This is a genomic window from Ensifer oleiphilus (assembly GCF_013371465.1).
GTDB lineage: Bacteria > Pseudomonadota > Alphaproteobacteria > Rhizobiales > Rhizobiaceae > Ensifer > Ensifer oleiphilus.
Genome location: NZ_JABWDU010000015.1, coordinates 22378 through 35531, shown reverse-complemented (window position 1 = coordinate 35531; position 13154 = coordinate 22378). Strand labels below are relative to the sequence as shown.

The 13154-nt window shown below is 61.6% G+C and carries 17 protein-coding genes; 5 read left to right on the top strand and 12 right to left on the bottom strand.

Annotated elements, in window-relative coordinates:
* Positions 1 to 149: 149 nt before the first annotated feature.
* From HT585_RS30760 to chvI, 5 genes are all read right to left on the bottom strand, one after another.
* A complete protein-coding gene (locus HT585_RS30760; RefSeq protein WP_176356573.1) occupies positions 150 to 443 on the bottom strand; it encodes an HPr family phosphocarrier protein in 294 nt (97 codons plus the stop codon).
* On the bottom strand, positions 440 to 841 hold the full coding sequence (locus HT585_RS30755; RefSeq protein WP_176356572.1) for a PTS sugar transporter subunit IIA: 402 nt from the start codon (positions 839 to 841) through the stop codon (positions 440 to 442). Before HT585_RS30755 ends, HT585_RS30760 begins: the two co-directional genes overlap by 4 nt.
* 156 nt (positions 842 to 997) lie before the next feature.
* On the bottom strand, positions 998 to 1456 hold the full coding sequence (locus tag HT585_RS30750; RefSeq protein WP_176356571.1) for an HPr kinase/phosphorylase: 459 nt from the start codon (positions 1454 to 1456) through the stop codon (positions 998 to 1000).
* Positions 1453 to 3234, bottom strand: coding sequence for a stimulus-sensing domain-containing protein (locus HT585_RS30745; protein WP_343214118.1), 1782 nt, complete (start codon positions 3232 to 3234; stop codon positions 1453 to 1455). Before HT585_RS30745 ends, HT585_RS30750 begins: the two co-directional genes overlap by 4 nt.
* A gap of 234 nt (positions 3235 to 3468) precedes the next feature.
* Positions 3469 to 4197 carry a two-component system response regulator ChvI gene (gene chvI / locus HT585_RS30740; RefSeq protein ID WP_115421109.1) on the bottom strand — a complete coding sequence of 243 codons (729 nt, stop codon included), beginning with the start codon at positions 4195 to 4197 and terminating at the stop codon, positions 3469 to 3471.
* Between the two features lie 329 nt (positions 4198 to 4526).
* On the opposite strand from chvI, the gene HT585_RS30735 reads away from it, so the two are divergent.
* The 5 genes from HT585_RS30735 to HT585_RS30715 all read left to right on the top strand — a co-directional run bounded on the left by HT585_RS30735 (position 4527) and on the right by HT585_RS30715 (position 8425).
* Complete coding sequence (locus HT585_RS30735; RefSeq protein ID WP_176356569.1) at positions 4527 to 6137, top strand: phosphoenolpyruvate carboxykinase; 1611 nt, start codon at positions 4527 to 4529, stop codon at positions 6135 to 6137.
* A gap of 219 nt (positions 6138 to 6356) precedes the next feature.
* Positions 6357 to 6791 carry an alternative ribosome rescue aminoacyl-tRNA hydrolase ArfB gene (gene arfB, locus HT585_RS30730; protein ID WP_176356568.1) on the top strand — a complete coding sequence of 145 codons (435 nt, stop codon included), beginning with the start codon at positions 6357 to 6359 and terminating at the stop codon, positions 6789 to 6791.
* A 92-nt stretch (positions 6792 to 6883) separates the two neighbouring features.
* A complete protein-coding gene (gene lysM / locus HT585_RS30725) occupies positions 6884 to 7357 on the top strand; it encodes a peptidoglycan-binding protein LysM (protein WP_176356567.1) in 474 nt (157 codons plus the stop codon).
* An 11-nt stretch (positions 7358 to 7368) separates the two neighbouring features.
* Positions 7369 to 7803, top strand: coding sequence for a hypothetical protein (locus tag HT585_RS30720; protein WP_246708018.1), 435 nt, complete (start codon positions 7369 to 7371; stop codon positions 7801 to 7803).
* A gap of 10 nt (positions 7804 to 7813) precedes the next feature.
* Positions 7814 to 8425, top strand: coding sequence for an alpha-ketoglutarate-dependent dioxygenase AlkB (locus HT585_RS30715; RefSeq protein WP_176356566.1), 612 nt, complete (start codon positions 7814 to 7816; stop codon positions 8423 to 8425).
* Positions 8426 to 8504: 79 nt separating this feature from the next.
* Here the strand turns inward: HT585_RS30715 and coaA are convergent, their stop codons facing one another.
* From coaA to hisB, 7 genes are read right to left on the bottom strand one after another with little or no spacing between them, the layout of a single operon-like run.
* The gene (coaA, locus tag HT585_RS30710; RefSeq protein ID WP_176356565.1) at positions 8505 to 9497 is read right to left on the bottom strand and encodes a type I pantothenate kinase; all 993 of its coding nucleotides are present in this window, start codon (positions 9495 to 9497) and stop codon (positions 8505 to 8507) included.
* Positions 9494 to 9817 (bottom strand): phosphoribosyl-ATP diphosphatase, encoded by a 324-nt coding sequence (locus HT585_RS30705; protein ID WP_176356564.1) that lies wholly within the window; start codon positions 9815 to 9817, stop codon positions 9494 to 9496. Before HT585_RS30705 ends, coaA begins: the two co-directional genes overlap by 4 nt.
* A gap of 17 nt (positions 9818 to 9834) precedes the next feature.
* Positions 9835 to 10611, bottom strand: a complete 777-nt coding sequence (gene hisF, locus HT585_RS30700; protein ID WP_176356563.1) for an imidazole glycerol phosphate synthase subunit HisF — start codon at positions 10609 to 10611, stop codon at positions 9835 to 9837.
* A gap of 4 nt (positions 10612 to 10615) precedes the next feature.
* Positions 10616 to 11353: a 1-(5-phosphoribosyl)-5-[(5-phosphoribosylamino)methylideneamino]imidazole-4-carboxamide isomerase gene (gene hisA, locus HT585_RS30695; protein WP_176356562.1), complete on the bottom strand. Its 738-nt coding sequence runs from the start codon at positions 11351 to 11353 to the stop codon at positions 10616 to 10618.
* Positions 11354 to 11382: 29 nt separating this feature from the next.
* Positions 11383 to 12033 (bottom strand): imidazole glycerol phosphate synthase subunit HisH, encoded by a 651-nt coding sequence (gene hisH / locus HT585_RS30690; protein WP_176356561.1) that lies wholly within the window; start codon positions 12031 to 12033, stop codon positions 11383 to 11385.
* The gene (locus HT585_RS30685) at positions 12033 to 12503 is read right to left on the bottom strand and encodes a DUF2628 domain-containing protein (protein ID WP_176356560.1); all 471 of its coding nucleotides are present in this window, start codon (positions 12501 to 12503) and stop codon (positions 12033 to 12035) included. The genes hisH and HT585_RS30685 overlap by 1 nt, the downstream gene beginning before the upstream one ends.
* Before the next feature lie 24 nt (positions 12504 to 12527).
* Entirely contained in the window at positions 12528 to 13136 is a 609-nt protein-coding gene (gene hisB / locus HT585_RS30680) for an imidazoleglycerol-phosphate dehydratase HisB (RefSeq protein WP_176356559.1), read from the bottom strand.
* Positions 13137 to 13154 lie beyond the last annotated feature (18 nt).

Sequence of the window (13154 nt, the reverse complement as noted above, 5' to 3'; positions counted from 1 at the left end):
TCTTCAAGCCGCTCTGGCCCTCTGGCCATCCGGCGGCGCGACTATGCCTCCCGCGCATACCATCGCGGTGAGAGTGCGTCCGATCTATCAGGAATTCCGGGGCAGAGCAACCTCGATATAAAGAAGTCTTTATATCTTTATATTGTCGGTTACATTTCTTCACCGAACTTGTCGCGGACCAATGCGTCGAGCGCATTGAGGGCCTCTTCGGCCTGTGCGCCGCTGGCGGTGACGCAGACGCTGGAGCCGGTGCTGGCGGCCAGCATCATCAGGCCCATGATCGAGGTGCCCCCGACCGTGCTTCCGTCCTTCGATACCGTGATTTCGGCATCATAGGCCTCGACCGTCTGCACGAACTTGGCTGAAGCGCGCGCATGCAGGCCGCGTTTGTTGACGATGACAAGTTCGCGCGTCAGTGACATATCGGGGCGGTGGTCCATCATTTTCCGCTCAGGACACGGCTGGCGACGTTGATGTACTTGCGTCCCGCTTCGGAGGCTTCCGCGAGCGCCTTGTCCATATCGCTTTCGCCACGCACGCCGGCGAGCTTGATCAGCATCGGCAGGTTGACGCCGGCGATGACTTCGACAGTGCCGCTGCGCATCACCGAGATGGCGAGATTGGACGGCGTGCCACCGAACATGTCGGTGAGAATGATCACGCCGTTGCCCTCGTCGACGTTGGTCACGGCGTCGAGGATATCCTGCCGACGCTGATCCATGTCGTCCTCGGGGCCGATGCAAACGGTCTCGATAGCTTTTTGCGGACCGACAACATGCTCGAGCGCATGTCGGAATTCCTCAGCCAGCTTGCCATGGGTGACAAGCACAAGTCCGATCATGGGTATCTTTTCTCCGACTGCACGCGCAATTCACTGATGGTCAGATATCGCAATGCAGCAATTTCGTCCACCTGTTGGGGCGGCCATCTTGGCAAGGAAAAGGCGAAGTGCAAGCCAAAAATGCCGAAAAACCAGCCCCGTTGCCTGCAACTATAGCTAAAATCCTAATTTTTCGGGTAGCAACGCACGCAGAGCAGCAAGCATGTGCACGCCATTTTCAATGGGAACGCGAACAATCGGCAGGCTGCGACCGAGGGGTAGGGGTAGTTCCTCGTTTTCGGGCGGCATGCGCGGATCGAATGGCGCGCTCACCGGCAGGATCGCCCAATCCATCACCGCGGCAGGCACCGTTTCGAGCCTGGCGATGCCGGCGCCGCGGATCTCGATCAGACCTTCGATCGACGCTGGGCACCGGGCGATGATCTGGTCCTGTTCGATCGACAGATCGACACGGTCGTCGGCGACCAGTGCCGCAAAGTGCCCCATCTGACGGGCTGCCGAAATGCAGGCGAGCGCCAGTCTCGATTTGCCGATGCCGGAAGGTCCGGTTACCAGGAAGCCGGCCGTGCCGAGGACGATCGCCGTACCGTGAACATTGTGCCGCGGCGGCGTCACGCGTGCGGCTCGGCGGGCAGGGAAAGAACGAAGCGGGCACCGACGATCTGTCCATCCGGACCCATGACGTTTTCGGCCTTCAGCGTGCCGCCATGCGCTTCGGCGATCTGACGGGAGATCGACAGGCCGAGGCCGGAGTTCTGGCCGAAATCTTCGCCCTCCGGTCTGTCCGTATAGAAGCGCTCGAAGATCCGGTCGATGTCTTCCGCCTGGATGCCGGGGCCATTGTCCTCGACATAGACGAGGCAGCGCGACCGGGAGCGGGTGAGGCGCACGACGATGCGACCGCCCTGCTCGGGCACAAAGGAACGGGCGTTTTCGATCAGGTTGGTGATGATCTGGCCGATGCGCAGTTCGTAGCCGTTGATGGCGAAGCGCGCCTTGGGGCTGTCCTTGCGGTCGACGACGAAATCGAGCAGAACCGGCTTCTTCTTGCTGCGGATCTGGCGGGAGATCTCGACGAGGTCGCCGAGCAGCCTTTCGAGGTCGACCACCTTGGCGTCGCTACGCGCAAGTTCCGCGTCGAGCCGCGAGGCGTCGGAGATATCGCTGATAAGGCGGTCGAGGCGGCGGACATCGTGCTGGATGACGTCCATCAGCCGCTTCTTCGATTCGTCGGTGCGGGCAAGCGGCAGTGTTTCGACCGCGCTGCGCAGCGAGGTCAGCGGGTTTTTCAGTTCATGGCTGACGTCGGCCGCAAAATTCTCGATCGCCGCGATCCGGTCGTAGAGTGCTGTCGTCATCTCGCGCAGCGCCACCGACAGGTTGCCGATTTCGTCCTGGCGCGACGAGAAATCGGGGATCTCTTCGCGTTCCTTGGCGCCACCGCGACGCACCCGGATGGCGGCGGCCGAGAGGCGCCGCAGCGGATTGGCGATCGTCGACGACAAAAGCAGCGACAGAATGACGTTGACCAGGGCGGCGACGCCGAACACGCGAATGATGGCGAGGCGCTCGGCATGCACGATCTTGTCGATGTCGCCCGCCTGGGTGGAAAGCAGCAGCACGCCGAGCACGGCGCGCGAGCGCTGCACCGGCACGGCGACCGAGACGATCAGTTCGCCTTTTTCGGTCACGCGGCGCACGGCGCCGCGCACGCCGGTCAGCGCGTTCATCACTTCAGGATAGATCGAACCGTTGCCGCCCGGCGGCTCCTTGTAGAGCGGCAGGTCGCCCGACTGCAGCAAACGATTGATCCAACTCCCGAACTTTTCCTCGATGCCGGTCGCTTCCGGGTCGACGGGCGGCAGGTCGAAGCGCAGCACCTGGCCGCCGCTATAGAGGTGGCGTGAATCGAGCAGCAGGTCCGCATCGGCGTCGAACAGGCGCGCGCGGGTGCGGGTCGGCGAGATCAAGCGTCTGAGGACTGGAGCAACCCGCTCCTGGATGATCGGAAAATCCAGGTCTTCGTCGCTCGGCAGCGGCGTGATGCTCTGGCCAGCCTGCAGCTCCAGCAGTTTTTCGGGATCGATGGTGATCGAGTTGGTGTCGACGGAGGCGGATGCCGAAATGGCGCCGGCGATGATTTCGCCTTGGGTCAGCAGGCTTTCGACGCGTGCGTCGATCAGGCCTTCGCGGAACTGGTTGAGATACATGATCCCGCCGACCAGGACCACGAGCGCGACGAGGTTGAAGAAGACGATCCGGCGCGTCAGGCTCGAAAAGACCGCGTTGCCGAACAGGCGGCGAATCAGCGTGAAGGAATAGGCCCAGCGCCGGCCGTTGTGGGCCGATGACCTTCCGTCAAGTTCGTCGATATCGCCTTGCAAGACTTCCACCAAGTCTTTCCGCTCCCGCAGCGGATCATCCCCGCCGTATCTTCCGATTGCGGACACGCATTACCCGTATGCCGGGTTTCTCAGGTCCGCCGATGTTCTTTTTTCTGGTCTTCGGTCTCGTGGATCCAATGCCACCGGCCAAGCCAACGGGCGGGCCGAAGCTTGCCCGCCATCGCGTCGGTTCTGAATGCTCCACAAACGACGCGATGGCAAGTGCCGAGACCCCGTGTGGCCTCAGGCCATTTCGCGGAAGCGGTAGCCGACGCCGTAGAGCGTCTCGATCATGTCGAAGTCGTTGTCGACCATCTTGAACTTCTTGCGCAGCCGCTTGATGTGGCTGTCGATGGTGCGATCGTCGACATAGACCTGCTCGTCATAGGCAGCATCCATCAGGGCATCGCGGCTCTTGACCACGCCCGGACGCTGGGCAAGCGAATGAAGAATAAGGAACTCGGTGACCGTCAGGGTCACGGGCTCGTTCTTCCAGGTGCAGGTGTGGCGCTCCTGATCCATGGCCAACTGCCCGCGCTCGAGCGAGCGCGTTGGTGTGTCGGAGGTCTTCGGGGCGCCGGTGGTGCCGCCGGCTGCAGCGGCTTCGCGGTTTGCGGCCCGACGCAGGATCGCCTTGACGCGCTCGACCAGCAACCGCTGGGAGAACGGCTTGGTGATGAAATCGTCGGCGCCCATCTTCAGGCCGAAGAGCTCGTCGATTTCCTCGTCCTTCGACGTCAGGAAGATCACCGGCAGGTCCGACTTCTGGCGCAGGCGACGCAACAGCTCCATGCCGTCCATGCGCGGCATCTTGATGTCGAAGATCGCAAGCTGCGGCGGCCGGGCCAACAGGCCTTCGAGCGCGGAGGCACCGTCGGTATAGGTCTCGACCTTGTAGCCTTCAGCTTCAAGCGCGATGGATACGGACGTCAGGATATTCCGGTCATCATCGACAAGCGCGATGGTCTGCATCGTGTTCAACTCCGTCATTTGAGGCCGATCGCCGGTTTCGTCTTCGAATCCACGGCAACCGCGAGTCACGGGTGCGTTACTTGAGTATAAAGGTGGAACAAATTGTGGCGAAGCCCAAAAAGCCCTCAAGCGTACAGTCCGTCGCTGAGAGGCAGATATGGTGCAGGGAACTCGGTTTCAACCGATTAAAAAAACGATAATTTTCTTTAAATCGATTAATATACTGAAATCATTATTCTTTTTTTGACCTCGCCTTGTTTTTGAGCGAGCATGCAAGTATGTTCCGGCCAAATTCAACGCCAATGGCCAAACACGAAGGAAGCTTGACCATGGAGCAACTCGGCACTCGCAATGCAGCGAACGGCTTGGAAAAACTCGGCTTTACCGACCTGGAAGTGGTTCGGTTCAACTTTGAAGCCGCAGAGCTTTATGAAGAAGCCATCCGCCGCGGCGAGGCTCAGCTGACGGCGCACGGCGCGATCGTTGCGCGCACCGGCCAGCACACCGGCCGCTCGCCGAAGGACAAGTTCGTCGTTCGCGATGCGTCGACCGACGATCAGATCTGGTGGGACAACAACAAGCCGCTGTCGCCCGAGCATTTTGCCGTGCTGCGCCAGGATATGCTTGATCATGCCAAGGGCATGTCGCTCTATGTACAGGACCTGGTCGGCGGCGCCGACAAGGACAACGCTCTGCCGACCCGCGTCGTCACCGAGTATGCCTGGCATTCGCTGTTCATCCGCAATCTCCTGATCCGCCCGAAGCGGGAGGCTCTGGCCTCCTTCCTGCCGAAGCTGACGATCATCGATCTGCCGAGCTTCAAGGCCGACCCTGAACGCCACGGCTGCCGTTCGGAAACGGTGATCGCCTGCGATCTGACCAACGGCCTCATTCTCATCGGCGGTACGTCCTATGCCGGCGAGATGAAGAAGTCGGTGTTCACCGTTCTGAACTACTTGCTTCCGAAGAAGGGCGTTATGCCGATGCACTGCTCGGCCAATGTCGGACCCGAAGGCAATACTGCCATCTTCTTCGGCCTTTCGGGCACCGGCAAGACCACGCTGTCGGCAGATCCGACCCGCACGCTGATCGGTGACGACGAGCATGGCTGGGGAGATGAGGGCGTCTTCAACTTCGAAGGCGGGTGCTACGCCAAGGCTATCCGCCTTTCGCAAGCGGCCGAACCGGAAATCTTCGCGACGACCCGCCGCTTCGGCACCGTCATGGAAAACGTCGTTCTCGACGAGGACCGGGTTCCCGATTTCAACGATGGCTCGCTGACAGAAAACACCCGCTGCGCCTATCCGCTGGATTTCATCCCGAACGCCAGCGAAACCGGCACCGCGCCGCAGCCGCGCACGATCATCATGTTGACGGCCGATGCCTTCGGCGTGATGCCGCCGATCGCCAAGCTGACGCCGGAACAGGCGATGTATCACTTCCTGTCCGGCTACACCGCCAAGGTTGCCGGCACCGAAAAGGGCGTCACTGAGCCGGAAGCGACGTTCTCGACCTGCTTCGGCGCGCCGTTCATGCCGCGTCACCCGTCGGAATACGGCAACCTCTTGAAGGATCTGATCGCCAAGAACGGCGTCACCTGCTGGTTGGTCAGCACCGGCTGGACCGGCGGTGCCTATGGAACCGGCAGCCGCATGCCGATCAAGGTGACCCGCGCTCTGCTCGCGGCAGCCCTTGACGGTTCGCTGAACGCCGCTGAGCTTCGCACCGACGCCAACTTCGGTTTTGCCGTGCCGGTTTCGGTGCCGGGCGTCGACGACGGTATTCTCGATCCGCGCTCGACCTGGGCTGACGGCAACGCCTATGACGCACAGGCCCGCCGCCTCGTCGATATGTTCATCGCCAACTTCGCCAAGTTCGAAGACCATGTCGATGGCAGCGTTCGCGATGCTGCTCCTGGCGCGAAGATCGCCGCCGAATAAACATCGCCGGCTATGATTCACGTGAAACCCGGTCTTCCATGGCCGGGTTTTTCGTTTTCGTGGCGACTGCACAATTCCTTAATTCGAAGTCGATTTTAGGAGAAAATTATGCAGCAATTTTGAAGCGTTACAGCGTCCTTTGCGCGTCACATCTGACGCGCGGCGCTGCAATGTTTTCAAGAGGTTCGCTCTGTGCCATAGATCGGGGCGAGGTGAATCATGGCTAGCGACCCGCTTTACATAAACGACAATATCGTCATTGCCGGCTGGGAATTGACGGAGCAATTCGTGCTGGCCGGCGGACCCGGCGGGCAGAACGTCAACAAGGTCTCGACGGCCGTCCAGCTGTTCTTCAACGTCCAGGCGTCGCCCGCGCTCAACGATCGCATCAAGGCCAATACCTTGAAGCTTGCCGGTCGCCGCGCCTCGAAGGACGGCGTGCTGATGATCGAGGCCAGTCGTTTCCGCAGCCAGGAGCGCAACCGCGAGGACGCGCGCGAAAGGCTGAAGGAGATGATCCTGAAGGCCGCCGAGCCGCCACCACCGCCGCGCAGGAAGACCAAGCCGACGCGCGGTTCGATCGAGCGCCGTCTGAAGGAAAAAACCGGCCGCGGAGAGACCAAGAAGCTGCGCGGACGACCGAGCGGCGACTGATCTGCGGTTGCGAAATCTTTTCAACCGTCTCTTGTCTTTTGCCGCCATGCGCCCTCTCTTATCCCAAGCGACTTTTGCAGAAGGAGGGATCCATGGGCCTTTTCAGTTTTATCAAGAACGCTGGCAAGAAGTTGGGCATCGGCGGTGACGACGATGCGCCGGATACCGAAAGCGTCCAGAAGGAACTCGCTTCGCACGACCTGGGCACCAAGGACGTCCAGGTCGAAGTCGTCAATGACAAGGTGGTGCTGAAGGGTGTCGTCAAGGACCAGACGGCCTTCGAGAAGGCGGTCGTCGCCGTCGGCAACACGCTCGGCGTATCCGCGGTCGAAGCGTCGGAACTGAAGGTCGCGGATGCCGGCGCGACGCCGGCGCCGGCCAAGGCGCCCGTGTTCTATACCGTCAAGAAAGGCGACAACCTCTGGAAGATCGCCGAGGCTCAGTACGGCAAGGGTAAGGGCGCCAAGCACACGGTGATCTTCGAGGCCAACAAACCGATGCTGAGCCATCCCGACAAGATCTATCCCGGTCAAGTTCTGCGCATTCCGGATCTGGACGCCGCGTGACAGCCTTGTCGATGCGATCACTTTTTGGCGTCGCTCTGACTGTGGCAGGTCTTGGACTTGCCACGGCTGGTTTCGCGCAAACGCTGCGCGAGCCGGCAAAGGGCAGTTCGGAGCGTGCAGCAATCCTCGACGCCTTGCGGCCTGCCGTCGAGGCGGAGATGCGCGGTTCGGTCGAATTCGTTGTCACCACGATGCGGGCGACGCCGAACTGGGCCTTCGTGCAGGTCGAGCCGCAGCGTCCGGGCGGCGGCGTCATCGATCTCTCACAGACCGGCTTTCGCGATGATGCCGATATGATGGATGGTTCGACGGTGTTCGCACTCGTCAGCTTCCAGGGCGGCCGATGGAATCTGGTTGATCACGTCGTCGGCCCGACGGATGTCGCCTATGCCGGCTGGGCCGAACGTTACGGCGTCCCGGCAAGACTGCTCGGGCTCGGGGAATGAGGGCAACCGCATGCTGGTTCTCCCCAAGGGCATAAAGCACATTCCCGGCTTTTTAGATCGCGCCCGTCAGGAAGAGATCGTCGAGGCGATCCGCAGCGTGGTCGCCGAAGCGCCGTTGTTCGTTCCACAGATGCCGAAGACCGGTAAGCCGATGTCGGTGCTCATGACCAATTGCGGACCGCTCGGCTGGGTGACAGACCGCGAGAAAGGCTATCGCTACCAGTCGCAGCACCCCGGAACGGGAAGGCCTTGGCCGTCGATGCCCGACGTTCTCCTCGAAATCTGGGATGCGGTTTCGGCCAGCGAAAAGCAGCCGGAAGCCTGCCTGGTGAACTTCTATTCCGAAGAGGCGCGCATGGGTCTGCACCAGGACAGGGACGAGCGCGACCTGCAAACCGCAGTCGTTTCGATTTCGCTTGGCGATAGCTGCTTGTTTCGCGTCGGCGGCAAGGAGCGTGGTGGCCAAACCATGTCCTTCAGGCTTGAAAGCGGCGATATCGTTGTGCTGGGCGGCGAGGGGCGTCTCGCCTTTCACGGCGTCGACCGGATCTATCCCAACACGTCGACGCTGCTGAAGAACGGCGGCCGGCTCAATCTGACGTTGCGCCGGGTCAATCCCTGAGCGACGATAAAGATGTGCCTGCGGGACTGCGCCCGGCCCTGCAGTTCTAAATCCGTGACATCAGCGGTCTGCGGCGCACTCAAAGTTTGCGCAGCGCCACCTTCTCGGTGAGGTGGTTTGGCCCCTTCTGCAAAATGAGGTCGGCGCGTGGCCGCGTCGGCAGAATGTTCTGGTGCAGGTTCTTCAGGTTGATGTTGTGCCAGAGCCCCTCGGCAATCGCCCGTGCCGCATCCTCGCTGATGGTCGCATAGCGATGGAAGTAGGATTCCGGGTTCTTGAAGGCCGTTTCCCTGAGGCGCATGAAGCGGTTGACGTACCAGCTGTGGATCAGGCTTTCCTCGGCGTCGATGTAGATCGAGAAGTCGAAGAAATCCGAGACCATCGGCACGATCTTGCCGTCGGCCGGCAGGTTGCGCGACTGCAGGACGTTGATGCCTTCGAAGATCAGAATATCAGGGCGATCGATGACCGTGTACTGATCCGGCAGCACGTCGTAGGTCATGTGCGAGTAGCTCGGCGCCCTGACGTTCGGCTGGCCCGCCTTGATCGCCGACAGGAAGCGCAGGAGCGCGCCGACGTCGTAGCTCTCGGGGAAACCCTTGCGATCCATCATGTTTTCGCGCTGGAGCACGGCGTTCGGATAGAGGAAGCCGTCCGTGGTGACGAGATCGACCTTCGGGCTCGAGGGCCAGCGCGACAGAAGCTGCGCGAGGATACGCGCTGTCGTCGACTTGCCGACCGCCACCGACCCGGCAATGCCGATGACGAAGGGGGTCTTCGTCTCGGACATGCTGAGGAAGCGCTTGCGCTGCTCGAACAGCATCTGCGACGATTCCACATGGGTCGAAAGCAGGCGCGACAGCGACAGGTAGATTTGCCGGACTTCGCCGAGATCGACCGGGTCGTTCAGCGAGCGCAGCCGCTGCACTTCGTCTGCCGTCAGCGTCATCGGCGTGTCGGCACGAAAACGCGACCATTCCTCGGCGGAGAAGAAATGATAGGGCGAATAGTCCCGTTTCTGAAGATTGTCCGGGAGATCGGCCATTTCGATATCTTGCGCAGCTAGGGTCATGGATCCCGCCGATTAGCCTTTTCCTGCAGACCGGATTGGCTTGTCCGCCGTGCAAGTTCGTCGAGCACATCCTGCAACGGAATGTCTGCAATTTTCAATACGACCATCAGATGATAGAGGAGATCGGCGCTCTCATCGACGAGATTCTGCCGGTCGTTGCGGATCGCCGCGATCACGGTTTCGACCGCTTCCTCGCCCAGTTTCTTGGCCGCCTTCTGCTGACCGTGTGCGACCAGTTTCGCCGTCCAGGATTCCTCCGGCGACGCCTTGGCGCGTTCGGCGACAATGGTCTCGAGGTCGGAAAGGGAAAAATCACTCATAACGAAACCCTGAAAACTCAATCGAGACGCATGGCGATGCCATGTTCGGCCATATAGCGCTTGGTTTCGCCAATGCTATAGGTTCCGAAGTGGAAGATCGATGCGGCCAGAACCGCCGTCGCATGGCCGTCGCGGATGCCGGAAACCATGTGATCGAGCGTGCCGACACCTCCCGAGGCAATGACGGGTGCGCGCACCGCATCGGCAACCGCCCGGGTCAGGTCGATATCGTAGCCGCTCTTGGTTCCGTCACGATCCATCGAGGTCAACAGGATTTCACCGGCGCCGAGATCGACGACGCGGCGGGCAAAGTCGACCGCGTCGATGCCGGTGGTCTGGCGGCCGCCGTGGGTGAAGATTTCCCAGCGGTTCTCTTCGCCGTCCTTCGAGACCTTCTTGGCATCGATCGCAACGACGATGCACTGGTTGCCGAACTTGTCGGCGGCTTCGGCGACGAAATCAGGGTTTTTCACGGCGGCGGTGTTGATCGACACCTTGTCGGCGCCTGCGAGCAGCAGCTTACGAATATCGGCCACCTGGCGGACGCCACCGCCGACGGTCAGCGGCATGAAGCATTGTTCGGCCGTGCGGGCGATGACGTCGAAGATGGTTTCGCGGTTGTCCGAAGACGCGGTGATGTCGAGGAAGCAGAGCTCGTCGGCACCGGCCGCATCATAGGCGCGGGCCGCTTCCACCGGATCGCCGGCATCGATCAGGTCGACGAAGTTGACGCCCTTGACGACGCGACCGTCCTTGACGTCGAGGCACGGGATTACGCGGGCTTTGAGGGTCATCGGCTCATGCCTTTCTCGTAGCGCGGATCAGCGCCAGGGCTTCCTGCGGGTCGATGCGGCCGTCATAGAGCGCGCGGCCGGAAATGGCGCCTTCGAGCTTGGCAGCGTCAGGGGCGATCATTCGCCGGATATCGTCCATCGAGGCGAGACCGCCCGAAGCGATCACCGGGATCGAAACCGCGTCGGCAAGCTCCAGCGTCGAATCCCAGTTGATCCCGGTGAGAATGCCGTCGCGATCGATGTCCGTATAGATGATCGCAGACACGCCGGCGCCCTCGAACTTCTTCGCAAGCTCGATCACGCCGAGTTCCGACGCTTCCGCCCAGCCCTCCACCGCGACCTTGCCGCCCTTGGCGTCGATGCCGACGGCGACCTTGCCCGGAAATTTGCGGCAGGCTTCGATAACAAGTGCGGGATCACGCACCGCGACGGTGCCGAGGATGACGCGGGCAAGCCCGCGCGACAGCCAGTTCTCGATATGCTCAAGCGTGCGGATGCCGCCGCCGAGCTGGACCGGGTTCTTGGTCGATTTCAGGATCGCGTCGACGGCAGCCCCGTTGACCGTCTCACCGGCAAAGGCGCCGTTGAGGTCGACCACATGCAGCCACTCGAAACCCTGTTCCTCGAAGGCGCGCGCCTGCGCGCCGGGATCCGGGTTGTAGACCGTTGCCTGCTCCATGTCGCCGAGCTTCAGGCGCACGCATTGCCCGTCTTTCAGGTCGATAGCGGGAAAAAGTATCATGTAACTATCCGATCAGAGGTCGCTGGCGCTTACGGCTTCCAGCGCAGGAAATTCGAGATGAGGGCGAGGCCGAGTGCCTGGCTCTTTTCCGGGTGGAATTGCGAGCCGGCCTTGTTGCCATTGGCGACGAAGGCGGTGACAGTGCCGCCGTAATCGGCCTCGGCGACGACATCGTCGGCATTTTCCGCTGCCAGATGATAGGAATGCACGAAATAGGCGTGCAGGCCGTCGTCACCGGTGCGGATGCCGTCAAACAGCGGGTGCGCGCGAGTGAGCCGCAGCGTATTCCAGCCTATCTGCGGGATTTTTAAGGACGGATCCGTCGGCTTCATTTCGACGACGTCGCCGGGGATCCAGCCGAAGCCATGTGTCGTGGTCTTTTCGAGGCCACGCGACGACATCAGCTGCATGCCGACGCAGATGCCGAGAAACGGCCGGCCGGCCTTTTCGACGGCCTCCGTCAGCGCCTGCTCCATGCCGTCCACGGCCGCAAGGCCGCGACGACAATCGGCATAGGCACCGACGCCCGGCAGCACGATGCGGTCGGCGGTCGCCACCCGGTCGGGCTTGTCGGTCAGGTCGATCCGGGCATCGATGCCGGCTTCGCGCGCAGCCCGTTCAAACGCTTTCGTTGCCGAGCGCAGATTGCCCGATCCGTAGTCGATAATGGCGACGCGCATCAGCGTTCTCCGTAGGATTCAAAAAGCCCAAGACCCGGGCCGGTGCCTGCCGGCGCCTGCCTAGGCCAGTCGACGGCCGGCCTAGCGACTGCTGCTTGGTCGGCCGAGGGCACGTTTGCGAAGTAGATTTCCTCGGCCGTCTCGAGATCGCGCGCCGGCACGATGGAGCGCAGCGTCCAGTCACGGTTGATGAGCCGGCGAACAATAAGCATGGGGCCTTCCAGCGCGACCAGCAGTGCGAGCGCCAGATGCAGCAGCAGCGCTGCCAGCAGTCCGCCATTGGTCGCCGACAGAGAGATTAACAAGATCTGCAGAACAGCAACTGCGATTCCGAAGAGCCACATCCGCTTGGCAAAAAGCCAGAGCGCCGGAAACAGAAAGGCGCCCCAGGAGAAGCCGTCGGCGACAAAGCGTGCCCGGTCGTCGTCGGCGCGGGCGCCTGGCGGGGTCAGGATCATGTAAGAGGCCATGGTGATCAGCCAGATAATGACCGCTCAGGCAAGCGTACCCTTGGTCGAGGGAACGCGACCGGCCTGGCGCGGATCGATTTCGGTTGCCGTGCGGAGCACGCGGGCGACGGACTTGAAGCAGGTCTCGGCGATATGATGGTTGTTGGCGCCGTAGATGTTCTGGATATGCAGCGTGATGCCGGCGTTCTGGGCGAGCGCCTGGAAGAACTCGCGCACCAGCTCGGTGTCAAAGGTGCCGATCTTCGGCGAGGTGAAGTTGACGTTCCAGACGAGAAATGGTCGGCCGGACACGTCGACCGCGGCGCGGGTCATCGTCTCGTCCATGGCAAGGTCTAGCGAGGCGTAGCGGGTAATGCCGCGCCGATCGCCAAGCGCTTTGGCGATCGCCTGGCCGATGGCAATGCCGGTGTCTTCGACCGTGTGGTGATCGTCGACATGCAGGTCGCCGTCGGTCTTGATTTCCATGTCGATCAGCGAATGTCGGGAAAGCTGGTCCAGCATGTGGTCGAAGAAGCCGACACCCGTCGCAATCTTCGAGGCTCCGGTTCCATCGATGTTGACGGATACGGACACGGCAGTTTCATTGGTCTTTCGCGAAACTTGGCCGGTGCGGCTGGACGTGGCTTCTGCCATCAGGCTCTCCTGTATGCG

Coding starts and splice junctions, on each gene's coding strand:
- HT585_RS30760 (WP_176356573.1), bottom strand. CDS start 443: ATGATGGACCACCGCCCCGATATGTCACTGACGCGCGAACTTGTCATC.
- HT585_RS30755 (WP_176356572.1), bottom strand. CDS start 841: ATGATCGGACTTGTGCTTGTCACCCATGGCAAGCTGGCTGAGGAATTC.
- chvI (WP_115421109.1), bottom strand. CDS start 4,197: ATGCAGACCATCGCGCTTGTCGATGATGACCGGAATATCCTGACGTCC.
- HT585_RS30735 (WP_176356569.1), top strand. CDS start 4,527: ATGGAGCAACTCGGCACTCGCAATGCAGCGAACGGCTTGGAAAAACTC.
- arfB (WP_176356568.1), top strand. CDS start 6,357: ATGGCTAGCGACCCGCTTTACATAAACGACAATATCGTCATTGCCGGC.
- lysM (WP_176356567.1), top strand. CDS start 6,884: ATGGGCCTTTTCAGTTTTATCAAGAACGCTGGCAAGAAGTTGGGCATC.
- HT585_RS30720 (WP_246708018.1), top strand. CDS start 7,369: ATGCGATCACTTTTTGGCGTCGCTCTGACTGTGGCAGGTCTTGGACTT.
- HT585_RS30715 (WP_176356566.1), top strand. CDS start 7,814: ATGCTGGTTCTCCCCAAGGGCATAAAGCACATTCCCGGCTTTTTAGAT.
- coaA (WP_176356565.1), bottom strand. CDS start 9,497: ATGACCCTAGCTGCGCAAGATATCGAAATGGCCGATCTCCCGGACAAT.
- HT585_RS30705 (WP_176356564.1), bottom strand. CDS start 9,817: ATGAGTGATTTTTCCCTTTCCGACCTCGAGACCATTGTCGCCGAACGC.
- hisF (WP_176356563.1), bottom strand. CDS start 10,611: ATGACCCTCAAAGCCCGCGTAATCCCGTGCCTCGACGTCAAGGACGGT.
- hisA (WP_176356562.1), bottom strand. CDS start 11,353: ATGATACTTTTTCCCGCTATCGACCTGAAAGACGGGCAATGCGTGCGC.
- hisH (WP_176356561.1), bottom strand. CDS start 12,033: ATGCGCGTCGCCATTATCGACTACGGATCGGGCAATCTGCGCTCGGCA.
- HT585_RS30685 (WP_176356560.1), bottom strand. CDS start 12,503: ATGGCCTCTTACATGATCCTGACCCCGCCAGGCGCCCGCGCCGACGAC.
- hisB (WP_176356559.1), bottom strand. CDS start 13,136: ATGGCAGAAGCCACGTCCAGCCGCACCGGCCAAGTTTCGCGAAAGACC.